This is a genomic window from Pseudomonas sp. DSP3-2-3, from assembly GCF_049898225.1.
GTDB lineage: Bacteria > Pseudomonadota > Gammaproteobacteria > Pseudomonadales > Pseudomonadaceae > Aquipseudomonas.
This window is the reverse complement of the sequence record NZ_JAFCXH010000028.1, coordinates 22823-40811: the sequence shown is the minus strand read 5'-3', so window position 1 is coordinate 40811 and position 17989 is coordinate 22823. Positions and strand designations below refer to the sequence as shown.

General features: G+C 58.0%; 17 protein-coding genes and 1 tRNA gene. 5 read left to right on the top strand and 13 right to left on the bottom strand.

The annotated features are described in order from the left end of the window. The first annotated feature begins 334 nt into the window (after window positions 1-334). A complete protein-coding gene (locus tag ACP7E4_RS24880) occupies window positions 335-1663 on the top strand; it encodes a DUF3100 domain-containing protein (protein WP_426118329.1) in 1329 nt (442 codons plus the stop codon). A gap of 230 nt (window positions 1664-1893) precedes the next feature. Here ACP7E4_RS24880 and ACP7E4_RS24875 read toward each other — a convergent pair whose 3' ends face one another. After that, window positions 1894-2808 (bottom strand): LysR substrate-binding domain-containing protein, encoded by a 915-nt coding sequence (locus ACP7E4_RS24875; RefSeq protein WP_065833295.1) that lies wholly within the window; start codon window positions 2806-2808, stop codon window positions 1894-1896. Window positions 2809-2927: 119 nt separating this feature from the next. On the opposite strand from ACP7E4_RS24875, the gene ACP7E4_RS24870 reads away from it, so the two are divergent. Next, entirely contained in the window at window positions 2928-4304 is a 1377-nt protein-coding gene (locus tag ACP7E4_RS24870; protein ID WP_426118327.1) for an L-serine ammonia-lyase, read from the top strand. Between the two features lie 104 nt (window positions 4305-4408). On the opposite strand, the gene ACP7E4_RS24865 is transcribed toward ACP7E4_RS24870, so the two are convergent. The 3 genes from ACP7E4_RS24865 to ACP7E4_RS24855 are packed head-to-tail and all read right to left on the bottom strand — an operon-like array spanning window position 4409 to window position 7983. Continuing rightward, a complete protein-coding gene (locus ACP7E4_RS24865) occupies window positions 4409-5566 on the bottom strand; it encodes a M20 aminoacylase family protein (RefSeq protein ID WP_426118325.1) in 1158 nt (385 codons plus the stop codon). A gap of 5 nt (window positions 5567-5571) precedes the next feature. Further along, complete coding sequence (locus ACP7E4_RS24860; RefSeq protein WP_426118323.1) at window positions 5572-7089, bottom strand: aldehyde dehydrogenase family protein; 1518 nt, start codon at window positions 7087-7089, stop codon at window positions 5572-5574. A 3-nt stretch (window positions 7090-7092) separates the two neighbouring features. Continuing rightward, on the bottom strand, window positions 7093-7983 hold the full coding sequence (locus tag ACP7E4_RS24855) for an NAD(P)-dependent oxidoreductase (RefSeq protein ID WP_426118321.1): 891 nt from the start codon (window positions 7981-7983) through the stop codon (window positions 7093-7095). A 144-nt stretch (window positions 7984-8127) separates the two neighbouring features. Here ACP7E4_RS24855 and ACP7E4_RS24850 point away from each other — a divergent pair, with 144 nt between their 5' ends. After that, a complete protein-coding gene (locus tag ACP7E4_RS24850; protein ID WP_426118319.1) occupies window positions 8128-9036 on the top strand; it encodes a LysR family transcriptional regulator in 909 nt (302 codons plus the stop codon). Window positions 9037-9089: 53 nt separating this feature from the next. Here the strand turns inward: ACP7E4_RS24850 and ACP7E4_RS24845 are convergent, their stop codons facing one another. Together ACP7E4_RS24845 and ACP7E4_RS24840 are read right to left on the bottom strand one after the other, a co-directional pair. Further along, the gene (locus ACP7E4_RS24845; protein ID WP_426118317.1) at window positions 9090-9719 is read right to left on the bottom strand and encodes a LysE family translocator; all 630 of its coding nucleotides are present in this window, start codon (window positions 9717-9719) and stop codon (window positions 9090-9092) included. 321 nt (window positions 9720-10040) lie between these two features. After that, complete coding sequence (locus tag ACP7E4_RS24840; protein WP_426118315.1) at window positions 10041-10886, bottom strand: helix-turn-helix domain-containing protein; 846 nt, start codon at window positions 10884-10886, stop codon at window positions 10041-10043. Window positions 10887-10969: 83 nt separating this feature from the next. Here ACP7E4_RS24840 and ACP7E4_RS24835 point away from each other — a divergent pair, with 83 nt between their 5' ends. Continuing rightward, window positions 10970-11593 (top strand): glutathione S-transferase family protein, encoded by a 624-nt coding sequence (locus ACP7E4_RS24835; RefSeq protein WP_426118313.1) that lies wholly within the window; start codon window positions 10970-10972, stop codon window positions 11591-11593. Between the two features lie 172 nt (window positions 11594-11765). After that, a complete protein-coding gene (locus ACP7E4_RS24830) occupies window positions 11766-12674 on the top strand; it encodes a DMT family transporter (protein WP_426118311.1) in 909 nt (302 codons plus the stop codon). Between the two features lie 127 nt (window positions 12675-12801). On the opposite strand, the gene ychF is transcribed toward ACP7E4_RS24830, so the two are convergent. From ychF to lolB, 7 genes are all read right to left on the bottom strand, one after another. Next, window positions 12802-13902, bottom strand: coding sequence for a redox-regulated ATPase YchF (gene ychF, locus ACP7E4_RS24825; RefSeq protein ID WP_426118309.1), 1101 nt, complete (start codon window positions 13900-13902; stop codon window positions 12802-12804). A 21-nt stretch (window positions 13903-13923) separates the two neighbouring features. Further along, window positions 13924-14508, bottom strand: coding sequence for an aminoacyl-tRNA hydrolase (pth, locus tag ACP7E4_RS24820; protein ID WP_065833289.1), 585 nt, complete (start codon window positions 14506-14508; stop codon window positions 13924-13926). 164 nt (window positions 14509-14672) lie between these two features. Next, the gene (locus ACP7E4_RS24815; RefSeq protein ID WP_426118307.1) at window positions 14673-15281 is read right to left on the bottom strand and encodes a 50S ribosomal protein L25/general stress protein Ctc; all 609 of its coding nucleotides are present in this window, start codon (window positions 15279-15281) and stop codon (window positions 14673-14675) included. Window positions 15282-15417: 136 nt separating this feature from the next. Then, window positions 15418-16359: a ribose-phosphate pyrophosphokinase gene (locus ACP7E4_RS24810; RefSeq protein ID WP_002552145.1), complete on the bottom strand. Its 942-nt coding sequence runs from the start codon at window positions 16357-16359 to the stop codon at window positions 15418-15420. A 45-nt stretch (window positions 16360-16404) separates the two neighbouring features. Beyond that, window positions 16405-16479, bottom strand: a tRNA-Gln gene (locus ACP7E4_RS24805). Window positions 16480-16516: 37 nt separating this feature from the next. Next, window positions 16517-17368, bottom strand: a complete 852-nt coding sequence (gene ispE / locus ACP7E4_RS24800) for a 4-(cytidine 5'-diphospho)-2-C-methyl-D-erythritol kinase (RefSeq protein ID WP_426118304.1) — start codon at window positions 17366-17368, stop codon at window positions 16517-16519. 2 nt (window positions 17369-17370) lie between these two features. Further along, window positions 17371-17988, bottom strand: coding sequence for a lipoprotein insertase outer membrane protein LolB (gene lolB / locus ACP7E4_RS24795; protein WP_065833286.1), 618 nt, complete (start codon window positions 17986-17988; stop codon window positions 17371-17373). Between the last annotated feature and the right edge of the window lies 1 nt (window position 17989).

Genomic DNA, 17989 nt, shown 5'->3' with positions numbered 1-17989 from the left:
TGCTGTCCCGCTTTTGGTGTTCTGTTTAAGGCAACAATAAATCCAATCAGCAATATTGGTGTGAGCCCTCACGCTACCCATACTCGAACTGCACCGCAGAGTGGTCAGGCGCGTTGAAGTTCCCTTCGACAGGGTATTTTTTCGCCTCGCCCGTTGCGGTAGCCAAAGGCCGGTCTGCTCGACAGATTCGCGCGATAAGAGATATGGCCCGCTAGCGTGAGCCTCCATGCCTGGCATGGATTTGAAACTGCCCTGGGTGCCGTCGGCGCCTCCTGAAAAACAACAACTATTGAGCGACCGCATGACGGCTGCTCAGCAGGTGAAGGGGATTACCATGCAACATTCGCAAGCCGTGACACTGGGTGATAGCCGCGCCGTTTCGTCGACGGTCAAACTGTACGTCTGGGCCGCAGTCATCCTGATTATTGCCGAGTCGATCGGTGCCATCAGTATTCCCCTGGGCCCCGGCAAGGTCGTGTTGCTGCCAATGGTCTGGGCATTGCTGATCGGTGCGGGCATTGGCCTGATCAGTCGTCGGATACCGGGCACCATCGGCCTCGATTACGGCGATCAAATGCGTTCCGCTTCGATTCTGCAACCTGCGTTGCTGGTGTTCATCGCCAAGCTGGGCATGGTGGTTGGCGGCTCCTTGCCAGTGGTGTTTGCCTCCGGCTGGGCGTTGGTGTTTCAGGAGTTCGGCCACTTTGTCGGCACGGTTATCCTGGGTCTGCCGGTCGCCTTGGTGCTGGGTATCAAGCGCGAAGCGATTGGTGCGACGTTCTCGGTGGGTCGCGAGCCTAGCCTGGCGATCATCGGCGAGCGTTACGGCATGGACTCTCCCGAAGGTCGCGGCGTGTTGGCCGAATACCTGACTGGCACTTTGTTCGGTGCGCTGTTCATCGCTATCGTCGCCGGCTTTATTGCCAGCCTGGGGATCTTCCATCCCAACTCGCTGGCGATGGGCTCCGGCATCGGTTCGGGCAGCATGATGGCCGCCGCCGCTGGCGCCATCGCAGCCCAGCAGACGCCGGAAGTGGCCAAGGAAGTCATGGCGCTGGCCGCCGCGTCGAACCTGATCACCACCACCATTGGCACGTACTTCACGCTGTTCATCTCGTTGCCGTTGGCAGTCTGGGGCTACCGCGTGCTGGAGCCGATCATCGGCCGCACCACCAAGGCCTCGGTCCTGACCTCCGGGCCCAGGCATGACGACGTGCAGCTGGAAGTTCGCGAACTGGGCTGGCCCGGCAAGATCAGCGCGTGGCTGGCAGCGGGCGCATTGGCCTTGATCGCCAACTATGTGGGCTACAAGACGCTTTCGTCGGCAGCCTTTGGTGGTGTGGCGATCATGATTCTGGCCGTGTTCATCGGCGAGATGCTGTGTGTTGCCTTGCGGCGCAAGATCCCGGCGGTCTGCACCGTCTCGGTGGTCGCGATGTTCATGACCTCGCCGCTGTGCCCTTGGGCGGCGCAGGTGTCGCAGATGGTCGGCGCGGTCAACATGCTGGCGGTGATCACGCCGATGCTGGCCTTCGCGGGCCTGTCGATTGCCAAGGACTTGCCGGCCTTCCGCCTGCTGGGCTGGCGCATCGTGCTGGTGTCGTTCCTGGCGAACTTCGGCACGTTTATCGGTGCCGTGATGATTGCCGAGTTCTTCCACTAGACCACGGATTGTTGGAGATTTTATGTCTGGGGGCAACCGCCAGGCGCCAGACGTATTGTCTGAACCGACACCTTCCCGGCTAAAGCCGGTCCCACTGTGGGACCGGCTTTAGCCGGGAAGACGGCATTCCAGTAGACACAAATGCATCGGCTGTATGTCCAGATCCGTTGGAGGCTTGCCCGCGAACCGGAACAACAGCTTCGCGGGTAAGCCTCCAACGGTAGTTGGCATCAACGCATCAACGCCTGTTCCACCAACCAGTCATGCACCGCACGCCGCGCCGGGGTGTTGAGTGCGCCTTCGCGGTAAACCAATACGTATTTTTTCCGCGCTGCAATTGGATGGCCGAACGGCACGATCAATGAGCCTTCTTCCAGCTCGTTGGTGATCAACGCCTTGCGTGCAATGGCCACGCCCATGCCCATGATCGCCGCTTCGATGGTCAGGTGATTGCGATTGAACGTGTGGCCGCGCCGCACATCGATGCCGGATGCGCCAATGGCGTTCAGGTAAAACTCCCACTCCGCATATTCGTAGCTGCCACGCCAGGCGGTGATGTCGTGCAGCAACGGGTAATGCACCAATTGGCTGGGCGTATCCAACGGTGGCTTGCCTTGCTGCAGGGCAGGGGAGCAGACCGGAAACAGTTCCTCTTCCAGTAGTGACGTAGTCATCAGGCCCGGATAACTGCCGTCGTTCAGGTCGATGGCCAGATCGAAGTCGTCGTCGCGCAGCGAGCCGCTGCTGTCTTCGGCAACGATACGCAATTGAATGTCCGGGAACGCCTGTTCCAGCAATGGCAAGCGCGGCATCAGCCACTTGCTGAGGAACGACGGAATGCAGCGCAGCTTGAACACCCCGCCGATACGGCCGGAGTGCAGCAGGCGCAGTTCGTCATCGATGCGGCTGTGCACTTCGTTGGCGACCACCGCCAGGCGCTGGCCTTCAGCGGTCAGTTCCAGCCCGCGTCCGACCCGATGAAACAACGCGAACCCCAGGCGTTCTTCCAGCTGGCGCATCTGCTGGCTGATGGCGCCGGGCGTGACATGCAGCTCATCCGCGCAGCGGGTGAATGACAGGTGCCGGGCTGCGCAGGCGAAGACTTGAAGCCAGGCGTGCATTTGCGCGTTGAGGATTTTGCTCATTGATCAGTTCTGCTTAACCGTGGCTTAGGAAGTTTCGTTTGTCGATCAGCCGGGCAATGCCAAGAATGCCAAGCATAGAAAAGTGGTTCCTCAAGCCTCTCACGAATCGAGAAATCTGTATGGCTATCAGCGTCTTCGACATGTTCAAAATCGGCATCGGCCCGTCCAGTTCTCATACCGTGGGACCGATGCGGGCTGCAGCGATCTTCAGCACCCAACTGCGTGAAATGCAGCTGCTGGACAAGGTCGAGCGCGTCGAAGCGCGTTTGTACGGCTCGTTGTCGGCAACCGGGATTGGGCATGGCAGCGACCGGGCCGTGGTCATCGGCTTGATGGGCGAATGGCCCGATCAGGTCGACCCGGCTCAAGTCGCCCCGCGTGTGCAAGCGGTGCTTGAGGCGCAGGAGTTGCTGCTGGCGGGTGACCATCAGATCACCTTCGACTGGCAGCGTGACATGCGCCTGCTGGAAGAGAGCCTGCCTTATCACCCCAACGGCATGACGCTCTGCGCCTATGGTGCCACTGGCGAGCTGTATGAGCAGACTTATTATTCGGTGGGCGGCGGTTTTGTCATTGATGCCGAACAGGCGGCCAGCGGCGTCCTGGACAGTGATACCACCGAGCTGCCTTACGATTTTTCCAGCGGCGCGCAATTGTTGCGTCTGTGCAAAAAGCACGGGCTGAGCATTTCCGGTCTGATGCTGGAGAACGAAAAAGTCTGGCGCACCGAGACAGAAATCCGCGCGAAGATTATGCATATCTGGAGCGCGATGCAGGACTGCGTGAACAAAGGCTTGAGCGAGGAAGGCATTCTGCCCGGTGGCCTGAATGTGCGGCGTCGTGCGTTCCGTCTGCATCGCAGCCTCCAGGAGCTGGGCAAGCCCAACGTGATCAGCTCGACCTTGAGCGCCATGGAATGGGTCAACCTGTTTGCTCTGGCGGTCAATGAAGAGAACGCAGCAGGCGGGCGCATGGTCACTGCACCGACCAATGGTGCTGCGGGGATCATCCCGGCAGTCCTGCATTACTTCATGAAATTCAATCCCGATGCCAACGAAGATGACGTGGTGCGGTTTTTTCTGAGCGCGGCAGCGGTGGGGATTCTGTGCAAAAAGAACGCGTCGATTTCCGGTGCGGAAGTCGGCTGTCAGGGCGAAGTCGGTTCGGCGTGCGCCATGGCGGCGGCGGGGTTGGCGGAGATTCTCGGCGCGACCCCGGAGCAAGTGGAAAACGCGGCGGAGATCGGTCTGGAGCATAACCTGGGGCTGACCTGCGATCCGGTGGGTGGTCTGGTACAAGTGCCATGCATCGAGCGCAACGCCATCGCCGCCGTCAAAGCGATCAATGCCGCGCAAATGGCCATGCGCGGCGACGGCGAGCACTTCATTTCCCTGGATCAAGCCATTCGCACCATGCGCGACACCGGTGCCGACATGCTCGACAAATACAAGGAAACATCACGCGGCGGGTTGGCGGTGAAGTGGGTGGAGTGCTAGTTGATTTGATTCGTTGGAGGCTTGCCCGCGAATGGACCTATCAGGAGGCATCTCCATCGCCTGATCTGACGCCTTCGCGGGCAAGCCTCGCTCCTATAATGCTGTTAGCGCTGCGGCAATTCCTGCTCCACCAGGCTCGTCCACACCGCAACACCGGGCTCGATGGCCTGGTCGTTGAAGTCGTAGTACGGGTTGTGCAGCGCCGCTGAAGGTTGTTCGCCATCTACGCCGAGCCAGACATACGCACCCGGACATTCATTGAGCATGAACGCGAAATCTTCGGACGCCATGGACGGATTGCAGCCCCACTGAACCTTCTCTTCGCCGACAGCCGCAATGGCCGCTCGACGAATCGTCGCGGCTGCATCGACATTGTTTTCCGTGACCGGGTAACCGACTTTGTAGGCCAGCTTGCCGCTGACACCGAACGCCGTCGGCAGCTGCTCGACGAATTCGCCGATCAGTTTTTCGACCTTGTCGCGTACCGGCGATTGCAGGCAGCGTACGGTGCCGCGCAGGACAGCGACTTCCGGGATCACGTTGATCGCCTCGCCCGCATTGAACTGGGTGATGCTGATCACCGCCGAATCCAGCGGCGAGAGGCGTCGCGAAGTGATGGTCTGCAAGCCCAGCACCAATTCTGCTGCGGCAACAATCGGGTCGGCGCCTTTGTCCGGCATGGCGGCGTGGCTGCCTTTGCCGGTCAGGATGATCTCAAAGGTGTCCAGCGACGCCATCATCGGCCCCGGATTGATCACCACGTGCCCGGCCGGCACGCCCGGCCAGTTATGCAGACCGTATATCGCCTGCATCGGGAAACGCTTGAATAAACCGTCCTCGATCATCTTGCCGGCACCGCCGAGATTTTCCTCGGCAGGCTGAAACACGAAATGCACGGTGCCGCTGAAATTGCGCGTCTCGCTCAGATGGCGCGCGGTGGCGAGCAAGATGGCGGTATGCCCATCGTGACCACAAGCGTGCATGCAGCCCTTGTGATTCGAACTGTGGGAATGCTTCGCCAACTCTTGAATCGGCAGCGCGTCCATGTCGGCGCGGATGCCAATCGTCGGGCCATCGCCGGTGCGCAGCGTACCGACCACGCCGGTGCCGCCGAGGCCGCGATGGACCTCGATGCCGAAGCTTTCCAGCAACTGCGCGACCCGTTCAGAGGTGCGCAGCTCTTCGAAACCCAGCTCCGGTGCCGAGTGAAAGTCGCGACGCCAGGTGATGGCGTCTTCGATCAGATTCTTGGAAACAGTCATGCGATTTACTCCAGGCTCGCGCCGTAGCCAAAACTGACCGCAGGCACGGCAGCGGTTTCGACCCAGACACTTTTGACTTCGCTGTACTCGCGCAATGCATCAAGGCCAGACGAACGGCCATAACCGCTTTCGCCATAGCCGCCGAACGGCGAGCTGACATGAATGGTCTTGTAGCCGTTGACCCAAAAGGTCCCGGCCCGCACTTGTTTGGCGACGCGGTGAGCGCGCCCGACATCACGGGTCCACACGCCGCCCGCCAGGCCGAAGCGGCTGTCGTTGGCAATGCGGATCGCGTCGGCTTCGTCCTTGAACGGGATGGCCACGACCACCGGACCGAAAATTTCTTCCTGAGCGCAATACAGCGCGTTATTACCTGCCAGCACTGTCGGGTTGACGTAGTAACCCGGCCCATCCGGCAGCGGATCGGCATCGACGCCGACCAGTTTGGCGCCGTCTTTCAACGCGCCTTCAACCATGTTTTTAACGTGGGCGTATTGCTTGGCGTTGTTGATCGGGCCGATCTGGGTTTCCGGGTTGCTCGGATCGCCGACCTTGAACTGCTTGCCAGCCGCCGCAAGGGCGGTGGTGAATCGCTCGAAAATCGACTCCTGGATCAGCAGTCGTGAACCGGACACGCAGCTTTGTCCGGCGCCGGAGAAAATCGCCGCCTGCGCGCCACGCAGGGCGACTTCCAGGTCAGCGTCTTCGAAGACGATATTGGCGGACTTGCCACCCAGTTCCATCACGCACGGGATACAGCGTTGCGCGGCGGCAATGGCAATGTGGCGGCCAGTGGCTGGCGAGCCGACAAACACCACTTTACGAATATCGGCCTTGGCGATCAGCGCCTGGCCGATGGTATGGCCGAACCCGGCAATCACGTTAACCAGCCCTTTGGGGATGCCCGCGCGTTCAATCAAAACGGCAACCGCCAGTGAAGACAACGCAGTCAGCTCGGACGGCTTGAGAATCACTGCGTTACCGGCAGCGATAGCCGGAGCGATCTGCCAGCCGCAGGTGAAAATCGGTGCGTTCCACGGGGTGATCTGCAGGACCGTGCCCAGTGGTTCGTAGGTCACGTAATTGAGGTGCGAGGTCGGCACCGGAATCACTTCGCCGTGCAGCTTGTCGGCCCAGCCCGCGTAGTATTCGAACATCTCGGCGACTTTCGCCACTTCAACCGTTGCGTCGCGGATTGGCTTGTTGGCGGTCAGGGATTCGATCTGTGCCAGGTTGGCGGCTTCCTGGCGAATCAGCGCGCCGACCTGATACATCAAGCGGCCGCGCGCCTGGGCGGTCAATGCGGCCCACTGGATTTGAGCGGTTTTCGCTGCCTTGTCGGTCACGTCGACCAGCGAAGTGTCGGCATCGGCGTAGCTCAGCATCAGGCTGTCATCGTGAGCGTTGCGCACTTCAACCGGGGCGCCATGGCCGGCGACGAATTCGCCACCGACATAGCTGCCAACCGTGCTGCGGTCGCCCCAATACGGGCGCATCAGTTCAAGGATTTTTTGCGTGCTCATGGGTTATTCCCCTTTGCCGAATAGCTGGGCATCGGTGCGCTGCACGATGCAGTTGAAGTCTTCGCCATCCGGCAGCGTTTCGCTGCTGGCGGCCCACAGTTGCGCGACGATGCGTGCCAATGGCAAGTCCAGATCGAGGCTTGCAGCCAGATCGGTCGCCAGGCCGACGTCTTTGCGCATCAGGCCCATGGTGAAACCGGAGTTGTAGGTTTTGTTCAGCACCCAGGTCGGAAACATCACTTGGGTCGCGCCGCTACGGCCGGAACCGGCGTTGAGGCCGAGCATGAGCTTTTCCGGATCGACGCCGGCCTTGGCTGCCATGCTTACCGCTTCGGCAGTGCTGATCAGGTGGCAAGCAGCAAGCATGTTGTTGGCAATTTTCGCCACGTTGCCTGCGCCGCATTTGCCGACGTGTACGCGAGTGCCGCTCATGCCTTCGAGGACCGGCATGACTTTAGCCAGATCATCGTCTTCAGCGCCGATCACCATCGACATGGTGCCGGTGGCTGCGCCTTTAGGGCCGCCGGAAACCGGTGCGTCGATGAAGCCAATGCCTTTTTCTGCCAGGGCAGCGGCGACCTTGCGGCTGGCCTCAGGTGTGGAAGTGGTGGTGTCGACGACGATCAGGCCACGGTTGCCTTGTTCGAGGATGCCGTCAGCGCCAAGACATACCGCTTCGACGTGTTCGGCCTTGGGCAGCGACAGAATCAGCACGTCGACCTGTTTGATCAGCGCAGTACGGTCCGTTACAGGTTTGACGCCCTTGCTCTCGGCAGTGGCCAGCGCTGCGGCCGACAAGTCGAAACCGCTGACATCGAAGCCCTTGCTCGCCAGGGTCGCAGCCATGCCGCCGCCCATGTTGCCCAGGCCAATCACACCTACTTTTATAGTCATCTAGAAATGCTCGCTTAGCTGTTTGACACGCAAGGCCGCATGTTCAGTTTTAATTGCGGATGGCCCGAGTATGGACATCGGTCTGCCCACGCAGCAATAATCGCTAAATTCATTTTTGTTGCGTTCAGCGCAACGCAGGTGGTTATGAGTCTGGTTCAAGATCGACGCATCCTGTATTTCTTCGAAGCCGTGCGATTGGGCAGTGTGCGCGGCGCTGCGGATTTTCTCGACGTGGCGCCGTCAGCGGTCAGCCGGCAAATCGCTCAGCTTGAACACGAGCTGGGCACGCCGCTGCTTGAGCGGCATCGACGCGGCGTGAAGCCGACGGAGGCGGGGGAGAAGGTGCTGGGTTATTACCGCCAGCGCCTGTCGCAACAGGAAGTTTTGCTCGAATCGCTACAAGCCCTGCGCGGGCTGCAAAGCGGCTCGGTGATCCTCGCAATCGGCGAGGGCTTCATCGACGGATTGGCCGAACCGCTGGCCAAATTCTCGACGCTTTACCCCAAGGTCGAGCTGCAAGTGAATGTGTGCGGCACCAACGAAGTGATTCGCCAGGTCGTTGAAGACGAGGCGCATATCGGCCTGGTGTTCAATCCACCGACCGATCCGAAAATCCGTTCACACGCCCATCAGAAGCAGCCGGTTTGCGTGGCGGTCAGCCCCGAGCATCCGCTCGCACAGACGCAGGGCCCGCTGCCGCTCAAGGGGCTGGACGCGTATCGTCTGGGATTGCTTGGCGTGTCCTACGGCATTCGCCAGATCCTGACTCAGGCCGAGCAGCAGTCCGGGGTTTCCCTGATTCCGACCCTGACCTGCAACACCTTCGCCATGCTCAAGCGCTTCGCCATGCAAGGCGGCGTGACCTTGCTGCCGACCTTCGTCATGGTCGATGAGCTGGAAAGTGGCAAGTTGCGGGCGCTGCCACTGGAGTCCGAGGTGTTCAGCAATTCTCAGGTGCATCTGATCAGCCGCCTGGGTAGGCAACTCAGCGTGGGATCAAGTCGCTTATTGAATCAACTGATGCAGGAAATGACGGCGTTTCAGAAGCATTGAGCTGTCCTGCCGCCCGCTTGTGGCCAGGGCGGCAATCCTCTGCAAACCTGTGTTCACTTGTGAGTCAGCGCGAGTCGAACGCCCAGTCCGATGAATGTGATACCGATCACTCTATCTATCCATTGCCTGACCTGCGGACGTCCGCCGACAGCACGTGCGGCTTTCGCGGCTAACCACGCGACGGCAATATCATTGACCAGCCCCAGGAACACGAACACTGCACCGAGCACCAGAAATGCCGCAGTTTTGTCGACGCTGTCGGGCGTAACGAATTGTGGAAAGAATGCGACATAAAACAGCAGGACTTTGGGGTTCGACGCGTTCGTCAGGAAACCACGAAACAAAAGCGCCCGATGGTTGAGCCGGGGAGGCGCACCACGGATGTGGCCTGGCGTGGCTTTTGCGAAGAGTGTTCGCAGGCCCAGATATATGAGGTATAGCCCGCCCAGGTACTTGATCGCGATGAACGCTGAAGGTGAAGCAGCCAGCAGGGCGGTGAGCCCGACCGCACAACAAATCGTGTGCAGGCATCCGCCCAAGGCAACGCCCAGGGCGGAAAGAATACCTGCGCGCCGGCCATGCACCATACTTTGGCCCGCGACATAGGCGACATCTGGCCCTGGCGTAGCATTGAGGGCCATGACTGCTAATACAAACAGCGGAAACTGGACTATGCCTAACATGGAAGCATCCTTCTTCAACGGTGATCGGTAATAACCTGATGCCGGGCCAGCTGCTTGAACGGATCCTCACCATAGTCCTAAACGCTGTGATCAAGAAGGTGTGTTGGTCAGCGAATGACTTCTCTGATACGCAAAAGCCCGGATGTACGGGGCTTCTGCGGTCTTCGTCAGGGTTCCATGCGATCTCTGGAAACCCCGGAAAGCGCCACTTTCTGGTCACGCGTTAAACCAGAAGTCATGGGGTTTAGACCTTGTAAAATCATATCCCACAAGGCCTTTCAGGGCTGACAAACGAGTCGGGCTATGGGGTCGCTGACAGGCTCAGATACTGCTGTTGCGGAAACTGCCGGGTGTGATGCCGACTACTTTTTTGAAGGCTCGGGTCATGTGGCTTTGATCGAAGAAGCCGCAAGTGAATGACGCTTCTGCGAGACTGGACCCGGTGCGCAGCAGGTTTTGTACCTGGGCAATTCTTTTCTGGATTTGATAGCTGTGGGGAGAGACGCCAACGCTTTTTTTGAACACCCGGATCAGGTAAAGAGGGTCGAGGTTCACCAGTTGCGCCAGTTCTTCCAGAGAAAGATGTTTGTCGAACTCGTCTTCGAGCTTCTTCTTGATCTTTTGCACGGCATGCTGCTCAGCCGCACTGACTGGTTCGATGGGCGCTCCGCTACGCTCGAAGACCTGCGTCACCAGATCCAGCAGGATAGTTTCCCGTTCAAGGCTGGAGGGGGATTTTTCAATGATTTGATGTTGATGCAAAAAGGTCCGGGCGAAGTCGGGGACCTGGCTCAGAGCTGTTTGAAAAAGATGAATATGATCGTCGGAAAAGCGCCCTTGAAACACCATCCGATTGACCCATTCGGGGTCGATATAGAGCATTCGATACATCCAGCCCTCATCATTGCCTGGCAAGCCGTCGTGGATCTCCCCGGGGGTAATGGTGACCACACTGCCAGCGCCACCCATGTAGTAACTGCCGCGATAAAAAAGTTTTTCAATACCGCTACTTATAACGCCGATAGCGTACCGGTCATGCGAATGTCGGCCGAAAGTTTGAGTGCTGTAACGGGCAGATAGCAACTCACAGTCACCTTCTGGTATACGCCAGAATTGAACAAAGTCCTTGTCTTTTTGAGGGGCTTTGTTATGGCGATTCTCGTCCATGAATTGTCCAGTTTTGTGCAATACGTATGAAAAAAAGGTCGCTAAATTTAGCACCTATTTCATAAAACAGGCTAGGGGATGCGATGTCTACAAAACTGGTGGTTGGGGATTTTAATAAATCTTCATGGTCATTTCGTGCGTGGCTGGTTCTTGTGACAGCGGATGTTGCATTTGAAACCCTTCAGATCAAACTGGAACAAAGCGACACCCACCAGCGCATTCTGGAGCACTCGCCTTCCGGCAAGGTGCCGGCGCTGCTGCTTGATGATGTCGTCATCAGCGACAGCCTCGCCATCAGCGAATACACTGCCGACACGTATCCGGCCGCCAACCTTTGGCCCCAGGATTCACGGGTCAAGGCGTTGGCACGAGCCGCTGTGGCAGAGATGCACTCCGGTTTCACCCACTTACGCACGCAGATGTCGTTTGGCCTGAACAGCGGTGACATCCCGGAAAGCCTGACCGCCGAGACCCGAGAGGAAATCATGCGGGTATTCGCTATCTGGAACCAGCTCCGTGAGGTGAGTGGTTCAACACAATTCCTCTGCGGTGACTTCGGCATTGTGGATGCGATGTTTGTTCCGGTGGTGTTCCGCTTCCGTCGTTATGGTATTGCCATCCCCGCACAACTTCAGTGCTATGTTGAAAATATTCTGGGTTATGCACCGGTACAACAATGGTTGAAGTTGGCCGCGCAAGAAGTTTAAAGCGTTGTGTTGCTGCTGACTATTAAAGCCAATTAAAAGTCAGTTGTTTTTTCGGGCCCGTGGCAGAAAAGCCCTTTGGGGCTTTTCTGCTTTGTCGAGTCTGATGTTTGTTGCCCGGGGGAGTTGTGAGTGTTCATAAAATTAATACCGGTATTTATCAATGAGGTTTCTCATGTCGACTACTAACAATCGGGCAATCATTGAATTGACCATCGGTGGACTGATGCTCAGTCTGTCTGCTCTAGCCGTCGCTTTCGCCCATATCGGCGCGGGTGGCGCAGGGTTCTATCGGATGGTGTTCGCCTCGATCCTGTTCTTCCTGCTGCTCAAGGTGCGCAAAACACCGGTGCTGCTCAAAAGCGCCAAGGCGCAACTGTACACCGCGTTGGCTGGGGTATTTTTGGCCATTGACCTGGTGCTCTGGCACCAGAGCATCTATATCGTCGGCCCGGGTATCGGCTCGATCCTGACCAACTGTCAGGTGTTCTTCATGACCCTGCTGGGGTTGTATCTGTTGAAGGAAAAACCTTCGATCTACTTTCTGGTATCCATTACCTTGGCATTTGTTGGGCTCTATCTGTTGTTGCTACCCGAGATGACCAGTGCGGTAGGGATCAAGGGCGTGGTGTATGGCGTGCTGTCGGGGCTGGCGTATGCCATCTGTGTGTACTTCCTGAAGATCAACACCCAGTTGCCTGACGGCGGGGGTGACAAGATCGCACAGATGCTCAATTTGAGTCTTTGGGCGGCACTGGTTCTGCTGACATACGCGTTGGCAACTGGGGAAAGCCTGGCCATCGTGGATGGGCAAACCTTGCTGATGCTGATCATATACGGGGTACTGGTGCAGTTTGTAGGCTGGTTGCTGGTCAACCGTTCGATCGGAGCCATCAGCCTGGGGTTGGCCGGACTGATCCTGTTACTGGAGCCGGTGATCACGTATTTCATTGATGTCACCTTTCTCGGCAAGGCCAGCTCCACGCTGCAGATTTGCGGCGCGCTGGTGACTATCGTTGCGGTTTACATCGGCTCAATCAAGCCGCCTGAGAAAGCGCACCCTTTACCCGAAGCGACCCGGTAGCGTACCCATCAACAACCCAGATCACAATGGAGGAGGATGGTGATCCCTAGACGCAAAAATCCCCGTATCAGCAAGTGATTACGGGGATCTTCGGTCTATCGAGTTCCGTGTAAATCCACGGTCACCGTTACACGTTAAAGCGGAAGTGCAGCACGTCACCGTCTTTGACGATGTAGTCCTTGCCTTCCAGGCGCCATTTGCCTGCTTCCTTGGCACCGGCTTCGCCCTTGTACTGGATGAAGTCGTTGTAGGCAATGCACTCGGCGCGGATGAAGCCTTTTTCGAAGTCGGTGTGGATCACGCCAGCGGCTTGTGGTGCGGTGGCACCGACGCGGACAGTCCAGGCGCGGACTTCTTCGACGCCAGCAGTGAAATAAGTCTGCAAGTGCAGCATTTCATAACCGGCGCGGATCACGCGGTTCAAGCCGGGTTCTTCGAGGCCGAGAGCTTCGAGGAACATGTCCTTCTCTTCGCCGTCATCAAGCTCGGCAATTTCGGCTTCAATCTTGTTGCAGACCGGCACCAGCATTGCGCCTTCTTCTTCGGCGATGGCGCGGACGACGTCCAGCAGCGGGTTGTTTTCGAAGCCGTCTTCAGCGACGTTGGCAATGTACATGACCGGCTTGGTGGTCAGCAGATGGAAGCCACGAACCACTGCCTTGTCGTCGGCGTTCATGGTTTTCATCAGCGTGCGCGCTGGTTTGCCTTCGGTGAAGTGAGCGATCAATTGCTCCAGCAGGCCTTTCTGGACCACTGCGTCCTTGTCGCCGCCCTTGGCATTGCGCGTGACTTTCTGCAGCTGTTTTTCGCAGCTGTCGAGGTCGGCGAAGATCAGTTCCAGGTCGATGATTTCGATGTCGCGCTTTGGATCGACGCTGTTGGAAACGTGGATCACGTTTTCGTCTTCAAAGCAGCGCACAACGTGTGCGATAGCATCGGTTTCACGGATGTTGGCCAGGAACTTGTTGCCCAGGCCTTCGCCTTTGGACGCACCGGCAACCAGGCCAGCGATGTCGACGAATTCCATGGTGGTCGGCAGGATGCGCTTCGGGTTAACGATGGCCGCCAGTGCCGCCAGGCGCGGATCCGGCATTGGCACGATCCCGGTGTTCGGTTCGATGGTGCAGAAGGGGAAGTTCTCCGCTGCAATCCCGGACTTGGTCAGGGCGTTGAACAGAGTGGATTTGCCGACGTTGGGCAGGCCGACGATGCCGCAATTGAAGCCCATGATGTTTCCCCTCGAGTGATGTCAGGCCTTCTGGCTGTGCAGGTTTTTCATCGCTCGGTTCCATTCCCCGGCGAAGATATCCGGCAGCACGCCGAGGGCAAAGTCGATACTGGCGTCCAGTTTTTCCTGTTCGGCGCGAGGCGCTCGACCGAGGACAAAACCGGAGACCTTGCTGGCGTCGCCCGGGTGGCCGATGCCAAGTCGCAGACGGTGAAAAGTATTCTGATTGCCAAGCTGCGCGATGATGTCGCGCAGCCCATTGTGACCGCCATGGCCGCCGCCCTGCTTGAGCTTGGCGACGCCCGGAGGCAGATCGAGTTCGTCATGGGCCACCAGGATCGCCTCGACCGGAATACGATAGAAACCGGCGAGTGCCGCGACGGACTGGCCGCTGCGGTTCATGAACGTGGTGGGGATCAATAGACGAACATCCTGACCCTGGTGACTGAAGCGCCCGGTCAGGCCAAAAAATTTGCGCTCGGCGACGAGACTGACTCGTTGCGCGTCGGCGATACGTTCAACAAAAAGAGCCCCTGCGTTATGCCGGGTCTGTTCGTATTCAGCGCCTGGATTTCCCAGGCCAACGATCAGTTGTATGGCAGTCACGACAGGGGCCCTTCTTTTGAGCTGTGGATAACACCGCTGATGACAGCGGCAAACGGGGACAAAAACTGCTCATTTACCATGATGTAAACTCCGCGATCCTGCCCGATTTGCCTGCTGTCTTTCACGATGCTTCCCGAGCAACTCCGGCGTTACCAAGTAATGAATTACTCGGCGGCGCCTTCTTCTGCTGCGTCTTCGGTCGGTGCAACGCGTGGAGCGTGAACGTTGGCAACAGCCAGGTCGTTACCGTGCGCCAGTGCCACGAACTCAACGCCTTTAGGCGCTTTCAGGTCGGACAGGTGAATGATCGAACCGATTTCCAGAGCAGACACGTCTACTTCGATGAACTCAGGCAGATCTTTCGGCAGGCAGCTTACTTCCAGTTCGGAAGTCACGTGCGAAACTTCGCCGCCTTTCTTGACTGGCGCTTCTTCACCAACAAAGTGTACAGGCACGATAGCGGTCAGTTTCTGGCCAGCTACAACGCGTACGAAGTCAGCGTGCATCACGTGGCCTTTGGCCGGGTGACGTTGCAGAGCTTTGATGATGACGTTTTGCTTTTTGCCAGCAATGTTCAGCTCGATGATGTGGCTGTACGAAGCTTCGTTTTCCAGCAGCTTGGCAACTTCTTTAGCCAGCATGCTGATGGACTCAGGGGCTTTTTCGCCACCGTAGACGACAGCTGGAACCAGGCTTGCGAGACGACGCAGGCGGCGGCTCGCACCTTTCCCCAGGTCGGAACGCAGTTCAGCATTCAAAGTAAAATCGTTCATGTTGTTTCTCCAAATTAACCACATTCGTCTTCGCGTTTGCGACCAGCGCTAAGACGGTATGGGCAAAAAAGCCCCGCCCTGACCGAATGTCAGGGCGGGGCGCTTTTCGTCAACGAGATATCTGCCGGGCTAAACCCTAGCGAAACATCGCGCTGATCGATTCTTCGTTGCTGATGCGGCGGACCGCCTCGGCGACTACCGGAGCGATATCCAGTTGACGGATACGGCTACAGGCCTGTGCAGCAGCGGACAACGGAATGGTATTGGTTACCACCAGTTCGTCCAGCACGGAATTTTCAATGTTTTCGATGGCCCGACCCGACAGCACAGGGTGTGTGCAGTAGGCAAAGACCTTGGCAGCGCCATGCTCTTTCAGGGCTTTAGCCGCGTGGCACAGAGTGCCGGCGGTATCGACCATGTCATCGACCAGAATACAGGTACGCCCTTCGACATCACCGATGATATGCATCACTTCAGAGTGATTGGCTTTCTCACGGCGCTTGTCGATGATCCCGAGATCGACGCCCAGGGATTTGGCAACGGCCCGTGCACGCACGACGCCACCGATATCCGGGGAGACAATCATCAGGTTTTCGAAGCGTTGATCTTCAATGTCATCCACCAGAACCGGGGAGCCGTAGATATTATCTACCGGAATATCGAAGAAACCCTGGATTTGGTCAGCATGCAGATCAACCGTGAGAACACGATCGATCCCGACCACGGTAAGCATGTCAGCGACGACTTTCGCGCTGATAGCCACACGTGCGGAACGCGGACGGCGATCCTGACGGGCATAACCAAAGTAAGGAATCACCGCAGTGATTCGGGACGCTGAGGAGCGACGGAAGGCATCAGCCATCACGACGAGTTCCATCAGGTTATCGTTGGTCGGAGCGCAAGTCGGCTGAATGATGAAGACGTCTTTACCGCGGACGTTTTCATTTATCTCAGTACTGATTTCGCCATCGGAAAACTTGCCGACGGAGACATCACCTAGTGGGATATGCAGCTGACGTACGACACGTCGAGCCAGATCGGGGTTAGCGTTCCCCGTAAAGACCATCATCTTGGACACGCGCAGTACCTAGAGGCTGAGGGTAACCTGGATGAGTATAGAAAATGGCAGGGGCGGCTGGATTCGAACCAACGCATGGCAGGATCAAAACCTGCTGCCTTACCGCTTGGCGACGCCCCTGTATTTGTTGCATCGAGTACCCAGTACTCGGTTCCTTTTAGAGCAGGTCTTGCAGCTTGCGATGCAACATTGACACGTTGCTTCCCTTTGCTACAAACCCTGTAAGGGTCTCTGTCAGAAGGGCCGAGACTTTATCAGCTTCAGCTTTGTTTGGGAAGGCCCCAAACACACAACTTCCAGTTCCGGTTAATTTTGCTTCAGTAAAATTACCTAACAAATTCAAAGCGTTATGTACTTCTGGATAACGCCTTGCTACAACCGGTAAGCAGTCATTTCGACTGTTTCCCTTGGGAACGGGGCGCACTTTAATGGGAGGAGTGTTACGTGTCAACAGCGGATCTGAAAAAATTTCTGCTGTACTTACAGATACTTGCGGCACGAGCACCAGATACCACGGTTCTTCGGGGTCTACGGGGGTGAGTTTTTCGCCCACACCCTCAGCAAATGCGGCGTGTCCACGCACGAAAACCGGTACGTCCGCGCCGAGCGTCAGGCCCAGTGCGGCAAGCCGGTCTTCGTCCCAGCCCAGCCGCCACAAATGATTCAAGCCGAGCAGCGTCGTCGCCGCATCGGAGCTTCCACCGCCGATTCCGCCGCCCATGGGCAGGCGTTTTTCCAGCCAGATGTCCATGCCGAGGGTGCAGCCGGATTGTTGTTGCAGCGCGCGGGCCGCCTTGACGATCAGATTGCTGTCGTGCGCAACACCGGGAATGTCGGTTTGCAAGCGAATCTCGCCGTCTTCGCGAACGGCGAAACTGAGTTCGTCGCCGTAATCGAGAAACTGAAAAATGGTTTGCAGTTCGTGATAGCCGTCAGGGCGACGGCCAAGAATGTGCAGCATCAGGTTCAGTTTTGCCGGGGCGGGCAACGTCAGGCGGGGAGCGCTCATGCTTATTGCCCCAATTTGCGCGGTTGCCAGTCCTTGATCACCAGCGTGACATCGAGGTCCTGGCCATGCAGCTTGACGCGTTCGGGCAGCCAGTAGCCGTTCTGTTCGACGTAACTCAGGTATTCAACCTGCCAGCCATCCTGTTCGAGACTCGCCAGGCGGCTGTCGCCGTCCAGCTGCAGACGACTTTTGCTGTCCGGCGCGGGAAGGCCGCGTACCCACCAGACCAGGTGCGAGACTGGCAGTTTCCAGCCCAGTTGATCCTGCAAGAGTGTTTCCGGGTCCGGCGATTCGTAGCGGCCCTGGTTGGCGACTTCCAGGCTGACGGCGCCAGGACGGCCGGTCAGGCGTGCCGCGCCACGTCCCAGCGGGCCGGACAGGCGAATGTCGTAGTAGTCCTGACGTTGCAGCCAGAACAGCGTGCCGCTGCCGGAATCCTTGGGGGCGCGGATACCGACCTTGCCGTTGATCTGCCAGCCATCAAGGCTGCTCAGTTGCTGTTTGTGCTGGCGCCATTGCGCCGGGTCGCCCTTGCCCTCCAGGGCTTCACGGGAGGAAATACCGGCGCAGCCGGCGAGCAGGGCGATGAGGCTGAATACGATTACGTGGCGCAAAAACATA

Excerpts from the sequence above, each read along its gene's own strand:
- ACP7E4_RS24880 (WP_426118329.1), top strand. The coding sequence starts at position 335 with ATGCAACATTCGCAAGCCGTGACACTGGGTGATAGCCGCGCCGTTTCG.
- ACP7E4_RS24875 (WP_065833295.1), bottom strand. The coding sequence starts at position 2,808 with ATGAGCAAAATCCTCAACGCGCAAATGCACGCCTGGCTTCAAGTCTTC.
- ACP7E4_RS24870 (WP_426118327.1), top strand. The coding sequence starts at position 2,928 with ATGGCTATCAGCGTCTTCGACATGTTCAAAATCGGCATCGGCCCGTCC.
- ACP7E4_RS24865 (WP_426118325.1), bottom strand. The coding sequence starts at position 5,566 with ATGACTGTTTCCAAGAATCTGATCGAAGACGCCATCACCTGGCGTCGC.
- ACP7E4_RS24860 (WP_426118323.1), bottom strand. The coding sequence starts at position 7,089 with ATGAGCACGCAAAAAATCCTTGAACTGATGCGCCCGTATTGGGGCGAC.
- ACP7E4_RS24855 (WP_426118321.1), bottom strand. The coding sequence starts at position 7,983 with ATGACTATAAAAGTAGGTGTGATTGGCCTGGGCAACATGGGCGGCGGC.
- ACP7E4_RS24850 (WP_426118319.1), top strand. The coding sequence starts at position 8,128 with ATGAGTCTGGTTCAAGATCGACGCATCCTGTATTTCTTCGAAGCCGTG.
- ACP7E4_RS24845 (WP_426118317.1), bottom strand. The coding sequence starts at position 9,719 with ATGTTAGGCATAGTCCAGTTTCCGCTGTTTGTATTAGCAGTCATGGCC.
- ACP7E4_RS24840 (WP_426118315.1), bottom strand. The coding sequence starts at position 10,886 with ATGGACGAGAATCGCCATAACAAAGCCCCTCAAAAAGACAAGGACTTT.
- ACP7E4_RS24835 (WP_426118313.1), top strand. The coding sequence starts at position 10,970 with ATGTCTACAAAACTGGTGGTTGGGGATTTTAATAAATCTTCATGGTCA.
- ACP7E4_RS24830 (WP_426118311.1), top strand. The coding sequence starts at position 11,766 with ATGTCGACTACTAACAATCGGGCAATCATTGAATTGACCATCGGTGGA.
- ychF (WP_426118309.1), bottom strand. The coding sequence starts at position 13,902 with ATGGGCTTCAATTGCGGCATCGTCGGCCTGCCCAACGTCGGCAAATCC.
- ACP7E4_RS24815 (WP_426118307.1), bottom strand. The coding sequence starts at position 15,281 with ATGAACGATTTTACTTTGAATGCTGAACTGCGTTCCGACCTGGGGAAA.
- ispE (WP_426118304.1), bottom strand. The coding sequence starts at position 17,368 with ATGAGCGCTCCCCGCCTGACGTTGCCCGCCCCGGCAAAACTGAACCTG.
- lolB (WP_065833286.1), bottom strand. The coding sequence starts at position 17,988 with ATGTTTTTGCGCCACGTAATCGTATTCAGCCTCATCGCCCTGCTCGCC.